The organism is Vibrio sp. 99-70-13A1, assembly GCF_013114625.1.
Taxonomy (GTDB): Bacteria; Pseudomonadota; Gammaproteobacteria; order Enterobacterales; family Vibrionaceae; genus Vibrio.
Genome location: NZ_VTXD01000002.1, coordinates 231,130 through 253,380, shown reverse-complemented (window position 1 = coordinate 253,380; position 22,251 = coordinate 231,130). Strand labels below are relative to the sequence as shown.

General features: G+C 43.1%; 18 protein-coding genes and 1 pseudogene. 14 read left to right on the top strand and 5 right to left on the bottom strand.

Annotation, left to right across the window (positions count from 1 at the left end):
• Positions 1-122: 122 nt before the first annotated feature.
• Complete coding sequence (gene msrB, locus F0226_RS02835) at positions 123-1,265, bottom strand: peptide-methionine (R)-S-oxide reductase MsrB (RefSeq protein WP_171734194.1); 1,143 nt, start codon at positions 1,263-1,265, stop codon at positions 123-125.
• 196 nt (positions 1,266-1,461) lie between these two features.
• Here msrB and F0226_RS02830 point away from each other — a divergent pair, with 196 nt between their 5' ends.
• Positions 1,462-1,860 carry an OsmC family protein gene (locus F0226_RS02830; protein WP_171734193.1) on the top strand — a complete coding sequence of 133 codons (399 nt, stop codon included), beginning with the start codon at positions 1,462-1,464 and terminating at the stop codon, positions 1,858-1,860.
• A 175-nt stretch (positions 1,861-2,035) separates the two neighbouring features.
• Here F0226_RS02830 and F0226_RS02825 read toward each other — a convergent pair whose 3' ends face one another.
• The 4 genes from F0226_RS02825 to phnW form a co-directional block, all read right to left on the bottom strand.
• On the bottom strand, positions 2,036-3,055 hold the full coding sequence (locus F0226_RS02825) for an OmpA family protein (RefSeq protein ID WP_171734192.1): 1,020 nt from the start codon (positions 3,053-3,055) through the stop codon (positions 2,036-2,038).
• Between the two features lie 417 nt (positions 3,056-3,472).
• On the bottom strand, positions 3,473-4,291 hold the full coding sequence (gene phnX, locus F0226_RS02820) for a phosphonoacetaldehyde hydrolase (protein ID WP_171734191.1): 819 nt from the start codon (positions 4,289-4,291) through the stop codon (positions 3,473-3,475).
• A 131-nt stretch (positions 4,292-4,422) separates the two neighbouring features.
• Positions 4,423-5,916 carry an aspartate aminotransferase family protein gene (locus tag F0226_RS02815; RefSeq protein ID WP_171734190.1) on the bottom strand — a complete coding sequence of 498 codons (1,494 nt, stop codon included), beginning with the start codon at positions 5,914-5,916 and terminating at the stop codon, positions 4,423-4,425.
• The gene (gene phnW / locus F0226_RS02810; protein WP_171734189.1) at positions 5,916-7,019 is read right to left on the bottom strand and encodes a 2-aminoethylphosphonate--pyruvate transaminase; all 1,104 of its coding nucleotides are present in this window, start codon (positions 7,017-7,019) and stop codon (positions 5,916-5,918) included. The genes F0226_RS02815 and phnW overlap by 1 nt, the downstream gene beginning before the upstream one ends.
• Positions 7,020-7,322: 303 nt before the next feature.
• Between phnW and F0226_RS02805 the strand changes: the two genes are divergently transcribed.
• The 13 genes and pseudogenes from F0226_RS02805 to gntR all read left to right on the top strand — a co-directional run bounded on the left by F0226_RS02805 (position 7,323) and on the right by gntR (position 22,196).
• A complete protein-coding gene (locus F0226_RS02805) occupies positions 7,323-8,330 on the top strand; it encodes a putative 2-aminoethylphosphonate ABC transporter substrate-binding protein (protein ID WP_171734188.1) in 1,008 nt (335 codons plus the stop codon).
• A gap of 230 nt (positions 8,331-8,560) precedes the next feature.
• Positions 8,561-9,982 (top strand): FAD-dependent oxidoreductase, encoded by a 1,422-nt coding sequence (locus F0226_RS02800; protein ID WP_171734187.1) that lies wholly within the window; start codon positions 8,561-8,563, stop codon positions 9,980-9,982.
• Positions 9,983-10,028: 46 nt separating this feature from the next.
• Positions 10,029-10,700 (top strand): HAD family hydrolase, encoded by a 672-nt coding sequence (locus F0226_RS02795; protein ID WP_171734186.1) that lies wholly within the window; start codon positions 10,029-10,031, stop codon positions 10,698-10,700.
• A 285-nt stretch (positions 10,701-10,985) separates the two neighbouring features.
• Positions 10,986-12,068 (top strand): annotated as a pseudogene (locus F0226_RS02790) (putative 2-aminoethylphosphonate ABC transporter ATP-binding protein); the annotation flags it as partial.
• 121 nt (positions 12,069-12,189) lie between these two features.
• On the top strand, positions 12,190-13,887 hold the full coding sequence (locus F0226_RS02785; RefSeq protein WP_253820738.1) for a putative 2-aminoethylphosphonate ABC transporter permease subunit: 1,698 nt from the start codon (positions 12,190-12,192) through the stop codon (positions 13,885-13,887).
• Positions 13,888-14,046: 159 nt separating this feature from the next.
• Positions 14,047-14,751, top strand: a complete 705-nt coding sequence (gene phnR / locus F0226_RS02780) for a phosphonate utilization transcriptional regulator PhnR (RefSeq protein WP_171734184.1) — start codon at positions 14,047-14,049, stop codon at positions 14,749-14,751.
• A gap of 115 nt (positions 14,752-14,866) precedes the next feature.
• Positions 14,867-15,769, top strand: a complete 903-nt coding sequence (locus tag F0226_RS02775) for a multidrug transporter (protein ID WP_171734317.1) — start codon at positions 14,867-14,869, stop codon at positions 15,767-15,769.
• A gap of 200 nt (positions 15,770-15,969) precedes the next feature.
• The gene (locus tag F0226_RS02770) at positions 15,970-16,986 is read left to right on the top strand and encodes a TRAP transporter substrate-binding protein (protein WP_171734183.1); all 1,017 of its coding nucleotides are present in this window, start codon (positions 15,970-15,972) and stop codon (positions 16,984-16,986) included.
• Positions 16,987-17,051: 65 nt separating this feature from the next.
• Complete coding sequence (locus F0226_RS02765; RefSeq protein ID WP_171734182.1) at positions 17,052-17,609, top strand: TRAP transporter small permease subunit; 558 nt, start codon at positions 17,052-17,054, stop codon at positions 17,607-17,609.
• Entirely contained in the window at positions 17,602-18,924 is a 1,323-nt protein-coding gene (locus F0226_RS02760) for a TRAP transporter large permease subunit (RefSeq protein ID WP_171734181.1), read from the top strand. Before F0226_RS02765 ends, F0226_RS02760 begins: the two co-directional genes overlap by 8 nt.
• A gap of 118 nt (positions 18,925-19,042) precedes the next feature.
• Entirely contained in the window at positions 19,043-19,540 is a 498-nt protein-coding gene (locus tag F0226_RS02755; RefSeq protein WP_171734180.1) for a gluconokinase, read from the top strand.
• A gap of 3 nt (positions 19,541-19,543) precedes the next feature.
• Positions 19,544-21,052, top strand: a complete 1,509-nt coding sequence (gene gndA, locus F0226_RS02750) for an NADP-dependent phosphogluconate dehydrogenase (protein WP_171734179.1) — start codon at positions 19,544-19,546, stop codon at positions 21,050-21,052.
• Positions 21,053-21,194: 142 nt separating this feature from the next.
• On the top strand, positions 21,195-22,196 hold the full coding sequence (gene gntR, locus F0226_RS02745) for a gluconate operon transcriptional repressor GntR (RefSeq protein ID WP_171734178.1): 1,002 nt from the start codon (positions 21,195-21,197) through the stop codon (positions 22,194-22,196).
• The last annotated feature ends 55 nt before the right edge of the window (positions 22,197-22,251 follow it).

Genomic DNA, 22,251 nt, shown 5'->3' with positions numbered 1-22,251 from the left:
GCCAATAAAAATGCCAACTGAAATTATAAATCTGGTCAGTTGGCATTTGAGTAATATTTTTTATAAGGTTACTGATGTGTCAGATCTCACCCTCTTTATTGGTGAAGACACAGGAAGGTATATTAGCCTTCGAACATTTCCACATACTCTTGGTAACCTTCTTCTGCTAGCTTATCTGCTGGAATAAAACGCATGGCAGCAGAGTTCATGCAGTATCGTAAACCGGTAGGAGCGGGTCCATCTTTAAATACATGACCAAGATGAGAGTCACCAAATCGGCTACGTACTTCAGTTCGTGGGTACAGCAACTTATAATCCGTTGTAGTCACTACATAGGCATCATTGATAGGCTTAGTGAAACTCGGCCAACCAGTGCCTGATTTATACTTGTCAGCTGATGAGAATAACGGTTCACCAGTCACGATATCAACGTAGATACCTTCTTGCTTGTTATCCCAATATTCATTGCTAAACGAACGTTCTGTCGCATCATTCTGAGTCACTTCATATTGAAGCTTGGTCAGTTTTGCCTTTATTTCAGTTTGTGTTGGCTTAGAGTAGGCTTTTAAATTTGCAGCAACCTTTTTGTCATCGATGATCTGACGAATGGTTTGCGGTTTATCCTCGCGGTCATCACCGAATATCTTATCTAAGTATTGATCGCGACCAGATGCGTAACGGTAGTAGTTATAACGAACTTTACTCTTTTTGTAATAGTCTTGATGGTACCCTTCCGCAGGCCAAAATTTGTCTAGTGCAATGAGCTCAGTTTTTAGTGGCTTCTTAAAGATATTCGCTTCTTCAATCTCTGCCATAAACTGTTCCGCAATCATCTTCTGTTCTTGATTGTGAAAGAAGATAGCAGGGCGGTAATGTGGACCTCTATCTACAAATGAGCCTTTATCATCTGTTGGGTCTATGTGACGGAAAAACTGGTCAAGGACTTGTTCATAGTTGACAGCTTTTGGATCGTAGACAACCTCAATGACTTCAATATGTCCTGACTTACCCGATGAGACCTGTCGATAAGTCGGGTTTTCTAATGAACCACCGGCATAACCTGAAGTGACTTCAATCACACCATCGAGCTTTTCTAAATCTGACTCTGTACACCAAAAGCACCCTCCGGCTAAAGTTGCTACTTCCATCTTCCCTGATGTTGCCATTTTATCCATAGTATCGGCAGTGCCAGCTTGGCTTACAAATAGAGAAATCAGCGGCAGTGCTACCGCGAGTGATACCAATATTTTAGATAACTTCTTCATAGATACCTCATCTTGTGTTCTATCATTCATTTGAATGTACGAATAGAGACAGGGTTAGGGCGTAAAAAATTACAAAAAAAGTGAAAAATTTTATGAGCGAGGAAATATTGCCTCTAATGCTCAGTGGTAGTAACGTACTAAAAATATATTTGGTTTGAATTATAACGATAGCGCATTCAGCGCACATAGGATCAGCATGCAAGCAGAAGTTAAATGGGTAGAAGGTTTTAAATTTCTTGGTCAATCTCAGTCTGGGCATTCAATCGTCATGGACGGAAGTGGTGGAGCAACGGCACCAAGTCCAATGGAGATGGTCTTAATGGCTGCTGGTGGTTGTAGCTCTGTTGATGTGGTTGATGGGCTAAAAGAGGCAGGACAACACGTAACGGCATGTAATGCAAAGCTTGACACAGAGCGTCGTGAAACGGCTCCTCGCATCTTTACTAAGGTGAACATTCACTTTGAAGTTTCAGGCGACAACCTTAACAAAGATATTGTTGCAAAAGTTTGTGCTGACTCTTTGGACAAATATTGCTCAGTATGTCTAATGTTGGGTGCAGGTATTAACATGACACATAGCTGGGAAATTATCTAAAGCGATGTTTTAGGCTATCTGGTTAATGGTTTAGCAATTACCTACAGTTGGTGTATAGGTTCGCTCAGTTTAAGACCCTGATTTAAAGAAAACAGCGCTAGACATTGAATGAACGTTAAACAAAAAAACCAACCTAATTAGGTTGGTTTTTTATTAATAGTGTTAAGAAAAAATCTTATTTCATTACTTCTTCTTTGTACTCAAAGCTTGGAATGTTAGTTTCAACACGACGGTTTTGGCTTCGACCTTCAGCAGTCGCATTTGATGCGATAGGGTTAGATTCACCTTCACCTGAAGCTGAGATACGATCTGTCGCTACGCCATTTTCTTCAAAGTAAGCCGCAACTGCGCTAGCACGTTTCTCAGAAATCATTTGGTTGTATTTTTCACTACCAGTTGAATCTGTGTGACCTACGATTTCGATATTTGACTCTGGGTGAGCAAGTAGAATCGTTAGTAGAGGCTCAAGCGTCTGTTCACCTGCAGCTGATAGCTCAGCACTATTCGTTGCGAATAGCTCTTGCGTGTAAGAACCTTTTTGAGCTTTGGTTACTATCACTGGTTTTGGCGCTTCAACAACCGGTGCTGGCTCTACTACTGGTTCAGCTGGTGCTTGTGTTACCACAGCAGCTGCGGCTGCAGGGGCTGCTGCACCAAAGTAGTAAGATAGACCTACAGACAAGAAGTTCGCATTTAAGTCTTGAACAATTTTATCATCGAAGTCGTTGAAGTATTGGTATTCTACTCGAAATGCAAAATCGTCAGATAATCGTTTTTCAGCACCGAAAGCAAGCGTCGGTACAACGTCAGTCTCGCCTGCATGAGCAATGTATGCTAGACCAGGTTTAAATAGTAGAGAGAAATTGTTCTCTAGTGGGATTGAGAACTTTGGTGCTAGAGAGATAGCAATGATTGGTTCATCGAACTGGTAGTTAACACCTGATTTCGAAAAGTTTGTTTCATAGCCACCTAAGTAATCTGAACTTAGCTCTACACCAACTTGTTCACTGAAATTAAACCCCGTGTAAATGCCAGCGCCGACAGCGTCATCTTCACAATTAGCGCTAGTCGCACATGCGCTATCAAGCCAACCTAACCCGATTTTACCACCAATGTATGTTTCAGCCATTGAAGCGTGCGAAGCGATACCAGAGGCTGCAATTAGAGCAACTGCTACTTTTGATAATTTACTCATAATCCTATCCTTTGATCAATGTAGTAATGTAAAACTATTCACAAGACTATTGATGGAAGTGTCAATAAATTGCCATATCCATTGCTCTGTGAGTTTACGTAAATGTTATATATGTTTTATTATGTTATTTCTGCTGTTTCCATTTGGTATTATAGTCAATAGGTTGGGCATAAAGCATGTCTTTTTTGTACTTTTTTTGAATTTATTTATCAGAAAGAAGTCGAAGGTGAGCATTTACCTTACTTTGAATGGTAAATTCAAAGGGGGGGATAAGCAGTTTTGGTGAGTTAAACCGTCAATTAATTATCAGTTTTAAAATGCCATTTAAGCCTTGTTAATACAAAAACGAAGGCTTAATTAGGGGGGAAGTGTTAGAGAGCGGTTGCAAGAGAGCAAGGTTTAAATGACGTGGTTTTTTTAAGGTCTTTCACCAGCAAGCAGTCGTTTTTCAATATCCGCGACGACACTTGGGAAATCATCAATGGTATCGATTAAGTAGTGCGGTGTTGATTTATTCAGTTTTATTCTCGCTTTTTCACGAGCCGCACTTAATGTTGCTTCATCAGCATTGAGAAATTCTTGATAAGTGAGCCCTGCTTCATTGCCGGAGAGTAATAGCCCCACGGTCCACATTCCCGCATTATGACCTTCGTAAATCCCTGGTGTCGAGTCATCAACTTTAATGCAAGCAGCAACGTCCGTTACTGATAAGTCAATGACATTTTTAAGTGCCATATAAGGAGCCGGGCGACCACCTTGAGGCAAGTCATCAGTAGCCACAACACAGTCTGGCTTATAGCCATAGTCAGTGGCTACAGGAATTAATACGTCCATCACCTCGCGAGGGTAACCAGAGCAAGACCCAATTTTGATGCCATGTGTTTTTAAACTATCTACTACTTCAATAGCGTTTAAAATAGGTTCGGCGTGATCGGCGACTTTCGCTTTTTGTAGAGGCATGAAAGCAGCATAGATCGCATCAATATCGTCGTTGGTCATTGAACGTCCGAATTTTTCGTTCCAACGTTTATCGACAGAGACTATTTTCCCCACGGCTTGAATATGATCCCATTTGCCTAATCCCATCGGCTCTCGAGCTTCTGATAGATCAATATCGAAATCAAAACCTTGCTTGAATGCTTCAACAAAAATACTGGTAGGAGCAAACGAGCCGAAATCGACAATCGTGCCTGCCCAGTCAAAAATCACTGCTTGTACTGGTGATGTCTTATTCATTTTCTAATCCTATCTGGTTTGTTCCGTTGTCATCATGCTCGTTTTAAAATGGAACTGACGACTTGGGTAAAAAAATTGGTGAATGAATCTTGTGTAGTAAATAAGGCGAGAGCGTAAAAGTAGGCTCTCCACTAGATGTAATTGAAATCAATACAGACTTGCTGAATGGCGTTTTCGAATATATTGAGCGCAGCCTGTAAATTCGTGCGACTGATAATGAGTGGTGGACTCAATTGAATGACATTACCTTGGGAGACTTTAAAGCTCAGACCATTGTTTAAGCATTGATATAAAGTGGCTTCCGCTTCATCAAAGGCACGGTTTTTTGTGGTTCTATCAGTGACAAGTTCGACTCCCCATAGAAGGCCTATGCCTCTAACATCTCCGATCACAGGGTACTTCTCTTTCATGCGGAGTAATTGTTCGCGCATGAACTTGCTATCAGATTGGGTTTTGTCTAATAGCTTTTCTTGTTCAATGACTTCGATTGTTGCAAGAGCAGCCGCGCAACCAAGTGGGCTTTTTTCATGAGTGTAATGGCCTAAAGAGACTTGTGCAGCAGTGTTGTATTTGTCTTTTGTAATCATGGCGGCTATTGGAATGAGCCCCCCGCCTAAACCTTTGCCAATGCATAAAATATCAGGCTCAATATCAAAAGCTTGATGCGTGAACCATTCGCCGCTTCGCCCCATACCATTAGGGATGTCATCGATGATCAATAGGACGTTGTGTTTGTCACAAATCTCTCTGATTCGTTTCCAATATGCTTTGCTGGGTACTTGCACATCAGTGTTCCGCACTGCTTCAGCAATAAACGCACCAATGCCGCCTTCTTTTTCTATGACATATTCCAAGTAATCAGCGTAGTGGACGTCACTGGCTTGGTCTTGGTTATTGTCATTGTTAGAAGCATTAGGATTAGGAAAAGCACCACGGTATGAAACGGCAGGAGGGATTCGCTCTACACCTGCCATTAAAGGTCCCATCCCTTCTCGAAAACATGCTTCGCCGCCAACAGAAATAGCATCTAAAGATGCACCATGGAATGAATCCCATAGGGATACTACTTTGAAATTATTGGTGACATGGCGTGCCAGTTTTAATGCCATCCCAATAACAGAAGTGCCCCCTGGAGCAAATAACACTCGGTTTAGATCCCCGCTACAAATTTGAGTCAGTTTTTCAGCGCATTTGACGGCGGTTTCGTTCGTGAATCGACGAGGTGAAAAAGGCAATGAAGCCATTTGTTCAGTCATTTTTTTGATGACATGTGGATGCCCATGACCCAATTGGTGCACGTTGTTTCCATGAAAATCCATATACCTTTTGCCAGACGAGTCTTGTAGATAGATACCGTCTGCTGCCTCTAAAGAGTCAAGGCAAGGCGTAGACATGGCTTGGTGAAGGAACACTTCAGAATCGCGTTTCAACAATTTTTGGGTCGCTTGATGATTTAAAGATTCGTTCCAAGCTTGTCTTGCTGGCGTTGTGTTTACATCACCCTCACTTCGAAAGTGTGTGGCAGGAATTGTTTGTTGAGGCGCTCTCGATTTTTCTTGGTTAGCAGCCACCGTTTCAATATGAATAGTGTCTTCAGCATGAACTCTTTCTAGGGAATCAGTCATTAGCAAACTTCCCAGTACATAGCTTTTTCAATCGCGCCAATCAGACGCTCAATGTCTGCAGGGTACACTTCACCAATATTGCCGATTCGAAAGCATTCAGCGTGAGAGACTTTTCCAGGGTAGATAACAAAGCCCTGGGCTTTTAATCGGTCATAAAATTCTTTGAATTGATAGTCACTATGGGTTGGAGAATAGAATGAAGTAATAATAGGTGAGTGTAATTCATCGTTTAGAAGTGGTTCAAAACCCAATGAGCGCATGCCCGTAACCAATGTGGTTTGATTAGTGTTATAACGTTGGTGCCTCGCGTCTATTCCACCTTCTTTTTCTAATTCAATCAAGGCTTGGTAGAAAGCTCGAACGGTATGAGTTGGAGAAGTAAAACGCCACTTTCCATGATTCACTTCCATGCAGTGCCATTGGTCATAAAGATCCAAACTTAATGAGCGTGCTTGCCCTTTACACTTTTCTAATTCTGATTGTTTTGCGATGACAAACCCAAACCCAGGCACGCCTTGAATGCATTTGTTGGCGGAGCTGATCATGTAGTCAATCCCTAGCTCGGCAATATCCATTGGGATGCCACCAAAGCTCGACATCGCATCTAAAATTACGGTTTTATGATGTTGTTTTGCGAGTGTAGAGATTCGTTCTATTGGGTTTAGCATACCCGTCGTCGTTTCGCAGTGCACAATCGCAACGTGGGTGATACTTGAGTCCTTAGCCAATACCTTTTCCATTTCATTTAAGTCAGGCTGAGAAGTTTCACCAGGGGAAACGACATGGCAAGGAATGCTTAAATAGTCTGCTATCTGAGCAATGCGTGCGCCATAAGCGCCATTATCCACAACAAGTAATTTACCGTTTTTGCCAATCACACTGCCGATAGTGGCTTCAACAGATGCAGTACCACTACCTTGCATTAAAACGCTTGTGTAACCATGCTGCTTGGTCGCCAGCGACACTAATTTCTGGCGAATAACTTCAACCACATCTTTATTGTATTCATCATCCCAAGTGCACCAATCTTTCAGCATGGCTTGACGCACCGTTTCAGAAGTCGACAAAGGACCCGGTGTAAGCAGCAAGTAATCATTCTTCATTTTAATTTCCATTTGGACTATACCATAAAGTGGCTATTACTTTAGCAACCGAAATTAGGTCGGGTAAAGGGTCAGTAAAGTAATTTAATAAAAGCTTCACATTGATACTTAACGGTCAGCTATTCGCTTAGTTTATATCTTGAAATTGCCATTTTTTGTTCATGTAACCGTCACAAACCTGTTTTAGGTTAATACTCAATAACTGGTACATACCAATAAGATTCGCAATCTAGTCAGAATCCGTGTGCTGATTATTTACTAATTCATTGATAGACAAACAACATTGCCTAATTGGAGAAGATAATGAAAAACCGTTTAATGAAAGGATCACTTGCTGCACTTGTATCATTACTTGCGAATAATGCGCTTGCTGCACAGGAAGTGACGGTTTACACGGCTTTTGAAACCGATATTCTTGCGAAGTACAAAACTGCATTCGAAAACGAAAACCCAGATGTGGAAATCAAATGGGTACGCGACTCAACAGGCATTATGACGGCAAAGCTGCTTGCTGAAAAAAACAACCCAAGAGCAGAAGTGGTATGGGGACTTGCTGGTTCTTCAATGGCACTGCTGAAAAACGAAGGTATTCTGACGCCTTATACACCGCAAGGTGTGGAGTCATTAAGAACAAGTTTGAACGACCCTCAATCAAGCCAAGCATGGTTTGGTAACGACGCTTTCTTTAACGCCGTTTGCTTCAATAAAATCGTTGCAAAACAACTTAACCTACCAGAGCCTAAAACTTGGGAAGATTTAACCAACCCTGTCTATAAAGGTCATATTGCTATGCCAAACCCTGCGTCTTCAGGAACGGGGTACATGCAGGTGTCAGCTTGGCTACAAAACATGGGTGAAGACCAAGGTTGGAACTACATGAATAAGCTAGATAAAAACATTGCACACTACACTCACTCTGGCTCTAAGCCTTGTGTGCAAGCTGGCATGGGAGAAGTTGCCATTGGTATTTCCATGGCTAGCCGTGGCGCAAAATTAAAGACACAAGGCGCACCTCTGGCGGTGATTACACCAAAAGGTATTGGCTGGGAATCAGAAGCGGTAGGTTTGGTGAAGCCATCAGATGCTGCAAAGAGAGTCGTAGATTGGTCTATCTCTAAATCAGCAAACGAATTGTACATCGAGATGTACCCAGTAGTAGGGCACCAAGAGGTTACCGCAACGGTGCAAAACTTCCCCAATGTAGAAAAGAACATGGCAAAAATGGACTTTGCACGCATGGGTAATGAACGTGCGCAAGTACTTAAAACATGGTCTGAAAAGTTTGATTCTAAATCTGAGCCTAAATCTTAATTTACTGAGCGGTTTAGTTCATTGGCTGTTTAGTTCATTGACTGTTTAGCTAATTAGCGGTCTAGTTAATTAGCCTTTTAGTTTATTAGCTTACGGGCTTATTAGCTTGCGAGATTACTAGTTGACGAGATTATTAGCTCTGCAGCTCATGAGAAGTTAGGAATCTGTAAAGGAAGGCTTCGGTCTTCCTTTTTTAGTTTACGCCTTTAAGTTTTAGGTAAGGTACAAAAATGACAAAGCACTACTCATATTGGTTTAAGCAAGCATTAGAGCAAGAGTTTGGTAGCATCGATGCGGGGCTAGAATCCGCATCGATGCTTCAAACAGACGTTAGATGTGATGTCGCTATTGTTGGCGGTGGCTACACTGGTTTATGGACGGCGATTTTAATCAAGCAACAGCAGCCTCAAAAACATGTGGTGGTTATCGAAAAGGGCTTGTGTGGCAGCGGTGCATCTGGAGCGAACGGAGGATGCATGCTGACTTGGTCGACTAAGTACCCAACGCTGAAGAAGCTTTATGGGAAAGAACAAGCCAAATGGTTGGTTAAGGAATCTGAAAAGGTCATTTACGAGATTGAAGCTTTCTGTAACGAACACAGAATTGATGCTCACCTTTATCGAAGTGGTACTTACTACACGGCGACCAATGAAGCTCAAAAAGGTGGAATGCAACCCGTTGTGAATGAGTTGGCCAAGCAGGGCATTAATAGCTGGAAAAAGTGTGATGACTCCTTGCCTGAAAAAGCGGGTTCAAATCGTCACATTGAAGGTTATTACTCTGAAGCGGCAGGCAGTGTGCAACCGGCTTTATTAGCGAGAGGCTTACGCCGTGTCGCGCTCGATTTGGGTGTTGAAATTCACGAAAATACAGAGATGACTTCCCTCGATTACGGATCGCCGGCACGTATCCAAACCAAGGGTGGGTCTGTATTGGCAGGTAAAGTGATTTTAGCGCTCAATGCCTGGATGCTCGATCATTTTAAAGAGTTTAAACGCAGCATTGTGGTTGTATCGTCGGATATGGTTGTGACCAAGCCTATTCCTGAAAAGCTCAAACAGTTTGGTCCCGAGAAAGGGGCGGCAGTGGTGGATTCTCGTATTTTTGTTCATTACTACCGTGACACCCAAGATGGACGACTCATGTTGGGTAAAGGTGGCAATAAATTCTCGTTTGCCAATAAAGTCGAAACCATGTTCAACCAAACGACTGATTATTTGCCGATTCTTCATCAATCCTTCCAAAAGCTGTTTCCTAAACTGGAGCAGAGTGAATTCGATTACAACTGGTCTGGCGGTTCAGATCGTTCAGTCACAGGGTTGCCATTTTTCGGTAACTTAAAAGATCAATCTAACCTCTATTATGGGCTTGGATATTCAGGTAACGGTGTCGCGCAAACCCGAATGGGCGGTAAAATTTTATCTTCCATGGTGCTAGGAATGGATAACGAGTGGACGCGTAGTGGCTTAACTAGCGGTCCTCGAGGTTATTTTCCACCAGAGCCGATTCGTTGGGTAGGGGCGATGATGGTTAGAGATGCCGTTCGCCGAAAAGAAAATGCAGAAGATGCGAATCAGCGTCCAATGTGGCTAGATAAGCAATTGGCTAAACTTGCTGGAGCCGCTGGCAAAGCCGATAAAGTAGAGTCTTAGATTCGATCAGGATTAACCTAAACGGACCAAATAAGTGAGAACAGGTATGATAACTCCACTGTATGTATTTGACCTAGATGAAACGCTACTCGATGGCGATAGTACAATGATTTGGAACGAGTTTCTTATTGAAAAAGGTATCGTAAAAGATCCTGATTTTCTTCAAGAAGACAAGCGTTTAATGGATCTCTACTCCCGAGGCTTACTCTCTATGGAGGAGTACCTTGAATTTGCGATGGCACCGCTCAGTAGCAAAAGCAAAGATGAAGTTGCTCGGCTGGTGGAAGAGTGTGTACAAAGCAAAGTGCTAGGACGAATTTTCCCCCAAGCGCTGGAATTGATTCAGACACTCAAGAAGCATGGTCACCCAATCATCATTGTCTCAGCGACGGTTGCATTTATTGTTGATTGTGTTGCTCAGAAACTCGACATACCGAATGCTATTGGCATTGAATTGGTTGAAGAATCGGGAAAGTACACAGCGAAAATTGCAGGTACTCCCAGTTATCAGCAAGGTAAAGTTGTGCGTCTGCAAGAGTGGATGGGTTCTCAGAATCAATCCTTTAATCAACTTCATTTCTATACTGACTCGATCAATGACTTGCCAATGTGTGAATTCGCGGACCGAGCGTACTTGGTTAACCCTTGCGAACGTATTGCGCCATATGCAGAACCAAACCAATGGCAAGTTTTGAATTGGGGGCGATTAGCCTGCTGATAAAATTGTGGGGTGACTGCGGCTTTAAATTACGACATTTAAAACGGCTGGAACTTGGGATAGTAACCCTAAGAGTTTGAATAAAAATAGTAATAAGAGTAAATAATGAAGCTTTCATCCCTATTTCAACAAGTGGGTGGAAGCTTTGTTGTTAATAGCCCAGTCGAGCTTTCTGCTGGGTATTTTGTTTGCAATATAACTGTCACTTACCTTCTATAAATTTGTCACTCAACTGCAATATTCAAAGTTTAAATTTGGTATATACCATTTAAAGAGTGCTGTAGCATGAGCAACCAACCTTACTTAAATATTGAAAACGTTGTAAAACAGTTTGGTCAATTTACTGCGTTAAAGCAGATCTCCTTATCGATAGAAAAAGGAGAGTTTGTGTGTTTCCTTGGTCCCTCAGGCTGTGGCAAAACGACATTACTCCGAGCGATCGCAGGCTTAGATCTTCCTACTTCAGGGGCTATTCATCAAAATGGCTCTGATACGACTTTTCTTCCTCCTGAAAAGCGAGACTTTGGGATCGTATTCCAGTCTTATGCGTTGTTCCCAAACTTAACGGTTCAAGAAAACATTGCAATTGGGCTAAAGAATCAAGGTATGTCCAACCAAGATGCATTAACAAAAGTGGAAGCGTGGTTAGAAACAATAGGGCTACCAACGTCAGCGCATAAATACCCAAACCAATTATCGGGAGGGCAGCAGCAGCGTGTCGCTCTGGCTCGTGCTTTAGCCTTATCTCCTGGCTTGCTACTACTGGATGAACCTTTATCTGCGCTTGATGCAAAAGTGCGTACTCACTTACGAGATGAAATCTGCCAGTTACAGCGTAAGTTGGGGATAACCACTATCATGGTGACTCATGATCAAGATGAAGCGCTAACCATGGCAGATCGTATTGTTGTCATGAACCATGGTGTGATAGAGCAAGTAGGCGATCCACAAGATATTTATCAAAAACCGACGAGTCGTTTTGTCGCGGAATTCGTGGGCACAATGAATTTCATACAAGCCTCGGTGGCGACGTATTCTAAAATACGAATCGCTGAGTCGATGCTGTCTTTACCGGTTTTCGATAATTTGTCTCCAAAGCAAGGGGACAGGTTTGACCTAGCTGTTCGTCCGGAACAGATTCAATTTGTTGATCACTTCAATGACTCATTACCCGTTCGAATTCTATCTTGTGAATTTTTAGGCGCGTTTTATCGGGTGGAGTGTGAATTGCAGCATGACGCACTAGCTAAAGAGATTGTCGTGGATATCTCTGTTAAAGAATTCAATAAGTTGAAACTACGCCGAGGGGATATTCGTTATATCGAGTTTGATAAAGAGGGCTTAAGAGCTTACTCGTCGAACTCCATTGGCTCTCAAACTCGTGATAGTCGAAAAAATGGCTGCAACGGAAATCAATCCATGAATCAATCAGCCTCAAAAGGCTTGAAGAAAACAGAGGCGGCTTGAGATGAGCATGGAAATGGCACCAATGCGTTCCCCCAAACTTAGAGCCAACGCTTTCATGGCGAGAATGAGTAAAGATAACGTCATTCTTTTTGCATTACTGGCTTTATTAACCTTAATGATGTCACTGTTCATTTTGATGCCGCTTTGGGCAATGCTCAAAAAAAGTGTGCAGAACAATGAAGGGGAATTTGTCGGTTTACAAAACTTCGCTACTTACTTTTCTTCACAGAGCTTATGGCAGTCGGTTGGTAATACATTCACTTTAGGTGTGTTGGTCACCGTGATTGTTGGTGTGTTGGCGTTTGGTTACGCGTATGCACTTACTCGATCTTGTATGCCTTTCAAAGGTCTCTTTCAAGTGTTGGGGTCGGCACCGATTCTTGCTCCTTCATTGCTTCCTGCAATCAGCTTGATCTTTCTTTTTGGTAATCAAGGCATCGCCAAAGAAGTATTAGGTGGACATTCGATCTATGGATTAATTGGGATCTCAATTGGATTGATTTTCTGGACCTTTCCACATGCATTGATGATCCTCACTACATCGTTAAGAACATCGGATGCTCGCTTATATGAAGCGGCAAGGTCATTGAATACTTCGCCTTTGAAAACCTTTTTTATGGTGACATTACCTGCGGCAAAATATGGCTTGATAAGCACTTTGATTGTGGTGTTTACCTTAGTGGTATGTGACTTTGGTGTGCCCAAGGTGATTGGTGGTAACTACAATGTGTTATCGACTGACATCTTCAAGCAAGTGGTTGGTCAGCAGAATTTTTCTATGGGTGCGGTGACAAGTATTTTACTACTGGCTCCTGCATTATTGGCGTTTGGTGTTGACCGTTGGGTTCAAAAGAAGCAAAAAAGTCTGTTTGATACTCGTTCCGTGGCTTACCAACCAGAGCCGAATTCCATGCGAGATGGGATCTGTTTTGTCTATTGTCTTATGATCTCAGTAGCGGTTATCACGGTTTTAGGCATGGCGATTTATGGCTCCTTGGTGACATTCTGGCCTTGGAACAAAGCGCTAACGCTGAATAACTATAATTTTTCTGAAATGAGTACCTACGGGTGGACGCCATTTTTTAATTCACTCACGTTGGGAGCTTGGACTGCCATTATTGGTACCGTGGTTATCTTTATTGGTGCTTATTGTATTGAGAAAGGGCGAGCTTTTGCGCCTATCCGTCAAGTTATGCAGATGGTCAGCGTCGTGCCTATGGCGGTTCCAGGAATGGTGTTGGGTCTTGGTTATATCTTCTATTTCAATGATATGAGTAACCCTTTGAATGTGTTGTATGGCACCATGACATTCCTAGTGATTAATACCATCGTGCACTATTACACAGTCGGTCATATGACAGCGTTAACGGCATTAAAGCAAATACCAGCAGAGATTGAAGCCACCGCAGCTTCCGTCAATCTGCCCCAGTATAAGTTGTTCTTTAAGGTCACTGTGCCCGTCTGTTTACCAGCAATTTTAGATATTGCGACTTATCTTTTTATTAATGCACTAACCACCACCTCTGCTGTAGTATTCTTATACTCGACAGATACGATTCCTGCTTCAGTTTCAGTATTAAATATGGATGATGCTGGGCAAACCGGTGCAGCTGCGGCAATGGCAGTGATGATCATGTTATCAGCGGCAACCGCAAAGCTTATGCACATGGCAACGAATAAGTTCTGTGAAAAAAGAACCCAAGCTTGGCGTAAGCGTTAGTGGTTTAGGCTCTGTAAATATCGCTGAAGAAAGCTATTGTTTAAGAAAATTTTTACTAAAGAAACCTATTACTAAAGAAGAATAGAGCTAAAGAAAAATTCAGCTTAGGCAATGCTAGTAAGCGAATGCTTCGTAAAAGAACGATAGAAAGGAAAGTAAGTGCAATACGTTAAAATTAAAGATGTCATCGTTGAACAGATTGAGTCGGGAATGTTGTCATCAAGACAAAAGCTTCCGGCTGAACGTAAGCTTGCCGAATCGTTTGATACTACTCGTGTCACATTGCGCGAAGCTTTGTCACTGCTTGAAGCGGAAGGCAAAATTTATCGAGAAGACCGCCGCGGTTGGTTTATCTCTCCATCGCCTTTGCGTTATGACCCAACACAAACGCTTAATTTCACCAACATGGCTTTGTCGCAAGATCGAAAACCAAAAACTGAACTCGTATCAGCCAAAAGTATGCTCGCGACAAAACAAGCGGTGAATTTGTTGAAACTGCCTCCTTTCTCAGACGTATATAAGGTTGATCGTGTCCGATATTTGGAAGATCGCCCAGTGGTGTTCGTCACAAATTTTATTCGACCAGAACTGTTTCCTAATTTACTCGATCACGATTTATCCAAGTCATTAACGGATATTTACCGTGAACATTTTGGTGTGGTGTATCAGAAAATTCGTTATCGCGTCAGCACTACGTCTTTACTCGGAGATACGGCTCAAGCCCTACGTGCAACGTCTGGTTCGCCAGCAATGGTGGTTGAGCGTGTTAATTACAATCAGAAAGGTGATTTGATAGATTGTGATATCGAATACTGGCGACATGATGCTATCAGTATCGAGTCGATAGCCCAGTTAGAGCGCTAAAGTTAGGAAATAGAAGCTAGTAAAAAGATAGAAAACTAGAGCCATAATTTCTGATTCATCGTTGCAGGCTTCCTTCTGGGAGGCCTTTTTTATGAGCTATTTTCAAGGAATAAAAATGGAAGTCACAGCCATCATCATTGTGGTTTTTTCTGCATTGTTACATGCAGGGTGGAATATTTTAGGAAAATCAAATCAAGGTTCAGGCTCTGCATTTTTCCTCGCTTCTGGCTCTGCCGCCGCTTTATTGTTAACGCCATATTTGTTCTGGTACTCCATGACGCTGGGCATCGAGAAAATCCCCAGTGTTTTTTGGATGTTGGTGTTTTTTAGTGGGATTTTTCAAATCGTCTATTTGATAGGTTTGGGGATGGCTTATAAACAGGCTGATATTGGTGTCATATACCCGATGGCGCGTGCATTACCGGTCCTGATGGTCGGGTTAGGGACGGTTTCGATTGGCTATGAACTTTCTATGAATCAGTGGCTGGGGTTTGTATTGATCACTGTTGGGTGTTTGTTCGTCCCGCTTAAAAGATTTATAGACTTACGACTCAAAGCTTATTTGAACCTTGGCGTGTTGTGGGCATTAATAGCCGCTATTGGTACCACGGGTTACTCGATTATTGATAAAGAAGCCCTTTTGTTATTGGACCCTTTAAGCACATCAATTATTACTAATAAGCACACGGCAATTTTCTACTTAGGCGTTCAGTTTTGGGCCATTGTCATACCGCTGAGCTTGTGGTTGTTGGTGACGAACCAAAAAGCTGAGTTCCAGAGTGCTTGGGTACTGCGTAAGCGTGCAACCGCAGCAGGCATTATGATGGCATCGACTTATGGCTTGGTGTTGTTTGCGATGACCATGACAGACAATGTCAGCTTGGTTGTGGCACTTAGGCAAGTAAGCATCATCTTCGGTGTAGTGATGGGGATCTACTTTTTGAAGGAAAAGTGGCACATGACTCGTGGTGTAGGCGTTGTTTTTATCATTGCTGGTTTAGTTATCTCACTGACTTAAATAGAAATTAATTCATACCTCCAACCAAAAATGTGACTTTATAGTCACATTTTTCTTATTGATAGCAAACGTTTTACTAATGTTAAAGATGTGATCCTTCTCATAGACAATGTCGTAAAGTTACCGGTAACATCCACCTCAACGTTACCGGTAACATATAATAACAAGCCGGACTCTGTGAAACTCATAAGGATACCCAAATGAAAGCTCTGACTAAAACGCTGATTGCTGCTTCCCTCACCAGCCTATTTGCTACTTCAGCAATGGCTGCAGACTTTAAACTTAAGATTCAGTCTTCAGATCCATCTGGTGATTTGAACTTCAAGGTTCAGCAGAAGTGGGCTGAGCGCGTAGAAACGATGTCTAACGGACGCATCGACATCGACCTTCTTCCTGTAGGTGCTGTGGTTAAGCACACAGAAACGCTAGGCGCGATCAAAATGGGCATCCTAGATGGTCATATTACAGCTACGGGTTACTTCTCTGGTAAAGATCCAGCATTTGGTCTTATCGGTAACATGGTTGGCGCATGGTCTGATACAACACAACTGCTTCAATACATGAACTATGGCGGCGGTAACGAGCTAATGACTGAGCTTTACAAGCCTTACGGTGTTCAGTTCGTTGGTGCTTCAACAACCGGCGTTGAGTCATTTATTTCTAAAAAGCCAATCGATGGTGTAGCGGATCTTAAAGGTCTTAAACTGCGTGCGCCAGAAGGTCTAGTACAGCAAGTATTTGCAGCAGCAGGCGCAACTCCAGTAAACCTACCGGGTTCTGAAGTATTTACCGGTCTAAGCAAAGGTGTCATTGATGCCGCTGACTACACCGTATTTTCTACCAACCAAAAAGCGGGCATGAACGACATTGCCACGCATCCAGTTCAACCGGGTTTCCATTCACTACCGCTTATCGATATATCTATTTCTCAGAAGAAATGGGACAAGATGCCTGCTGATCTACAAACAATGCTGCAAACATCAGTGCGTGACTTCTCTTACGACATGACAACTCAGCTGAAAATGGCTGACCAAGCTGCGCTTAAAGAAGCTCAAGCGAACCCTGAAATTACTATCCACGACTGGTCACAAGAAGAACGTAAGAAGTTCCGTGAAATCGCGAAAGGTCAATGGAAAGTATTTGCAGAGCGTTCTGATAACGCAGGAAAAGTTTACACCTCTGTGACCGTGTTCCTAGAAGAAAACGGTTTGCTGTAACTCAAACTTAGCTTATTGACGGGGGAGGGCACTGCTCTCCCGTATTCTCCCAGGAAATTTGGCTCATGACCGATAAAATCCCTCACGCACCAGCTGAAAACGACGAACAACCAAGAAATGCGCTTGATCGCCTTATTATAAAGTTCAGTAATCTCGTTAGCTGGTTGTTTATTTTTACTGTATTGATTTCATTTTATGAAGTTGTGATGCGTTATGCATTTGATGCACCAACCACATGGGTACATGAAACAGCGTCTTTCATCGGCGGTTCATTATTTATTATTGGTGGCATCTACGCTTTCGCGGCTGATAAACATGTACGTGTTGTTCTTATCTACGATTCAGTGTCTAACCAAACACGTAAGTATTTAAATCTTGTTCACCACATTGTTGGTTTAGCCTTTGCGGGCATGCTGGCTTACGCGGCTTACTTTACTGCGGAAGAATCATGGTTTGCACCGTGGGGTGAGTTCCGTCTTGAGACATCAGGCTCAGTGTTAAACGCGCCTTATCCTGCGCTGCTTAAAGGTCTGATCTTTGTCGTTTTATGTGTTCTTGTTGTCCAGTTTGTATTGCACCTAATCCAAGAGTTGATGGGTCTAAGGAAGAATGACGATGTTTGATTTATCTTCTATTGGTATTGCATGGGGCAGTTTGCTCATGCTGGTTATGATGATTGGTTTGCTACTGACTGGTATGCAGCTAGCGTTCGTAACAGGCTTTGTCGCGATTTTCTTCACCCTGTGCTGGTTTGGTCCGGATGCTTTGCCTTTAATTGCGAGCCGAACTTACAGTTTTGCTTCTGGTTATGTATTCCTCGCGGTTCCAATGTTCGTATTAATGGCGGCTTTATTAGACCGTTCAGGTATCGCACGTGACCTGTTTGATGCTATGAAATCGGTAGGACGTAAAGTTCGCGGTGGTGTTGCGGTACAAACCTTATTGGTAGCCGTGTTATTGGCTTCAATGTCGGGCGTTATCGGTGGTGAAACCGTACTGCTTGGTATTCTTGCTCTGCCTCAAATGCTTCGCTTAGGTTATGACCGTAAGCTTGCTATCGGTACAACTTGTGCCGGTGGCGCGCTAGGCACCATGCTTCCACCAAGTATTGTATTGATCATTTATGGTATGACAGCCAGCGTATCAATTGGTGATTTGTTCAAAGCGTCTTTCTTACCAGCGTTTATCCTAGCGGGTTGTTACATCGGCTACGTATTAATTCGCTGTAAGCTGAATCCTTCTTTGGCGCCAATTCCAAGTGATGAGGAAACAGAAGAAGACATCGCTAATCAGCCTAGCTACTTCAAGGCTCTGTTCTTCCCACTGCTTTCAGTAGCCACCGTTCTAGGCAGTATCTACACAGGTATCGCATCAGTAACCGAGGCTTCTGCTTTGGGTGTGGTTGGTATCATGATCAGTGCGCTTATCCGTGGTGAGCTGAACTACAACATGCTGAAAGAGAGTGCTATGGCAACAATGCGCACTTGCGGCATGATCATGTGGATTGGTATCGGTGCAAGTGCTCTGGTTGGTATCTACAACCTAATGGGCGGTATTGATTTTGTTGAAGAAACCATCCTTGCGCTAAGTGGCGGCAACGCGACAGTAACGCTGTTAATCATGATGGCTATCTTGTTGGTACTTGGTATGTTCCTTGACTGGGTAGGTGTGGCACTTTTAACAATGCCAATCTTCGTCCCAATCATCACTGGCCTTGGCTTCGACCCAGTTTGGTTTGGTGTTGTGTTCTGTCTAAACATGCAAGTGTCGTTCTTATCGCCACCGTTTGGTCCTGCGGCTTTCTACTTGAAATCGGTAGCACCAAAAGATATCAGCTTGGGTGAGATATTCACGTCACTACTGCCGTTTATTGCACTTCAAGTATTGGTGCTGGCACTGGTTATTATCTTCCCTCAGCTAGCGCTTTGGTGGCAATAACAGCAAAGGTTCCTGACCGAATTTAACACTCAGGAACCGAACCGCTGCAATACAAGTTTAACTATTAGATTCGATTGTCAGCCCCAGTTTGGATTGGGGCTTAGGGAAGGCTTGCCTTATGAAAAGCAAAAAAATACTCGTGATGGGCGTATCTGGATGCGGAAAAAGCCTGATTGGTAGCCGTATCGCAGAAGCATTAACGCTCCAGTTTTTTGATGGAGATGACTTCCATCCGCAAAGCAATGTAGAAAAGATGCGTCAAGGTATTCCACTGACAGACGACGATCGTCAAGGATGGCTAGAAACGCTTAATAAGCAATATATAGAACAACCAAGTGCGGTGATTGCTTGCTCGGCATTGAAGCCGCAGTACCGCGATACTCTTCGTAAAAATAATGAAGACTTAGTGATTGTGTACCTTCAAGGCAGTTTCGATACTATTTGGAACCGCCATCAAGCTCGTGAGAACCATTATTTCAATGGTCAAGAAATGTTGAAGAGTCAATTCGCAACCTTGGTGGAACCTGAGTCAGACGAGGCACTCATTGTCGACATCTCACAAGATGTTGAGCAAGTCGTCGAAAGTGCGCTAAATCAAATTAAACAGATAGGCTAAATCATGACTCAGGTAAAAAATGACATTGCAATGATTGGTTTGGGAGTGATGGGGAAAAGCCTAGCTCTCAACTTACTGGATAATGGGTTTAACGTCGCTGGTTTTGACCTCAACGCTGATAATATTGTACGTGCTAGTGTGGAAGCGAAACAACTCAATAAATCTTCTGGGGGCAAAGGTCAGTTTACCAATGGAACTAGCCTTGAGCATGTCTTAAAAGGATTAGCGAAACCGCGTGTCATTGCACTGTCGGTTCCTGCAGGTAAGCCCGTTGACATTGTGGTGAACAACTTGCTAGAAGCCGGTTTAGAGAGCGACGATATTGTTATCGATACTGGTAACAGCCTTTGGACCGATACCGAAACTCGCGAATTGAATTATAAAGGCAAACTTCGCTTCTTCAGTACCGCGGTTTCTGGTGGTGAGGAGGGGGCGCGCGTTGGCCCTGCGCTAATGGCGAGTGGTGACCAGTCTGCTTGGCAATATGTGAAGCCAATGTGGGAAGCGATTGCTGCAAAAGTGGATGCGAACGGTTTACCTGTTGCTCAGTTTGAAGCGGGTGAGGCGTGCGCTGCGTATGTTGGACCTTCAGGTTCCGGTCATTACGTGAAGATGGTGCACAATGGCATCGAATACGCTGACATGCAGCTTATTTGCGAAGTGTACCACTTCATGCGTGATGTGCTTGAAATGCCAGCTCAAGAGATTGGGCAGGTCTTTGAGCAATGGAATAACGGTGTTTTAAACAGTTACCTAATGGAGATCAGCGCCGATATTCTTCAACATGAAGATGATGCAACGGGTAAGCCGTTTGTAGAAGTGGTGCTAGATAAAGCTGGGCAGAAAGGTACAGGCTTGTGGACAGCGGTAAACAGCCTTCAAGAAGGTTGCCCAACTCCAACGATTGCACAGGCCGTTTATGCGCGTGCGATGAGTGGTCAAAAACCACAACGTCTGCAAGGCAGTCAGCTTCTTAAAGGTAACATTGCTGATTCAAGCCAGTTAGATAAATCTGAAATCGTCTCTGAACTTCATGATGCTCTGTATTGCGCCAAGTTGTCTGTTTATGCTCAAGGCTTTGATTTATTAAAGACAGCTTCAGACAAAGCAGGTTGGAATTTAGATTTCACGAAAATTGCTAAGATTTGGCGTGCGGGTTGTATTATTCGGGCCGCATTTTTGCAAAGTATCACAGCGGCTTATCAGAAAAATGGTGGGCTAGCGAACCTACTGTTTGATGGGGCTTTCATCAAACAAGTGGAAGAGCGGGAGCTTGCTTGGCGTATTGCAGTCGCTAACTCTGCCTTGTTTGGGGTACCGATGCCTGGGATCAGCTCTGCATTGAATTACTTCGATTCACTACGCTGTGAGGTATTGCCTGCGAATCTACTGCAAGCACAACGGGACTATTTTGGTTCTCACACCTACTCAAGAGTGGATAGTGAAGAATCGGAAAAATTTCATGTTACTTGGAGTCAATCTCCGAGAGTTGAAGTAACAGTTAAAGCATAGCGAATCTGCAAACGCCCTCTAGATGAGGGCGTTTTTAATTATGTTGCTATATCAATTTTTTACTAAATTAGACTTCAAATTCCAAGTCAGTTGGATACACTGTTACCAGTAACATTAGCCATAACAATAATAATTAAATACTATGTCAAATAAGAAAAAACGTCCTACATTACAAGATATTGCCAATTTAGTTGGTGTAACGAAAATGACCGTAAGTCGCTGTCTCCGTGACCCTTCATTAGTGTCTGAAGCCCTTCGCGACAAAATTAATTCTGCGGTAGATGAACTCGGCTACATACCTAATCGCGCGCCAGACATACTTTCGAATGCTAAAAGTAATGCGATTGGAGTGCTAGTTCCCTCTCTGACTAACCAAGTCTTTGCCGAAGTGATCCGAGGTATAGAGCAAATAACTGCCCCAGCAGGTTATCAAACCATGATTGCCCACTATGGCTATAGCCCTGAACTTGAAGAACAAAGTATTGCTTCACTGCTCTCTTATAATGTTGATGCAATCATCCTGTCTGAAAATGTGCATACGGAAAGAGCGCGTAAGATGCTGCAAACGGCTTCCATTCCAGTTGTTGAAATTATGGATTCCGTCTCACCTCGAATTGAACAAGCTATTGGCTTTGATAATTTTGATGCTGCGAGAGCCATGACCAAAACTATGTTGGATAAGGGGCGTACGAATATTGCGTATCTTGCTGCGCGTATGGATGAACGTACTCGCTTAAAAATGGCAGGTTATGAACATGCAATGGAAGAAGCCAGGCAGCAGGCGATCACCCTGCAAACGGAAGATGCATCCTCGTTTACGTTGGGGGCTAAGTTGATCGGTGAATTGTTGGAAACGCACCCTCAAGTGGATGGGATTTTCTGCACCAATGATGACTTGGCGATTGGTGCTTTTTACGAATGTGTAAGACGTGGTATTCAAGTGCCGAAGCAAATGGCGATTGCAGGGTTTCATGGGCACGATATTACAGTTGCAATGACACCACGCTTGGCAACCGTTGTTACGCCAAGAGAACAAATCGGAAAAGTTGCCGCAGAACAAGTGGTTGCTAGGCTGAAAGGTAATAATGAGTGGGTTGCGAAATTAGATTTAGGTTACCGAATCGAGGTAGGAGAGAGTATCTAGCGTGAATGCATGAGCTTTATGATACTTAAGCTTCTCATGATAACGCCTAGCTTTG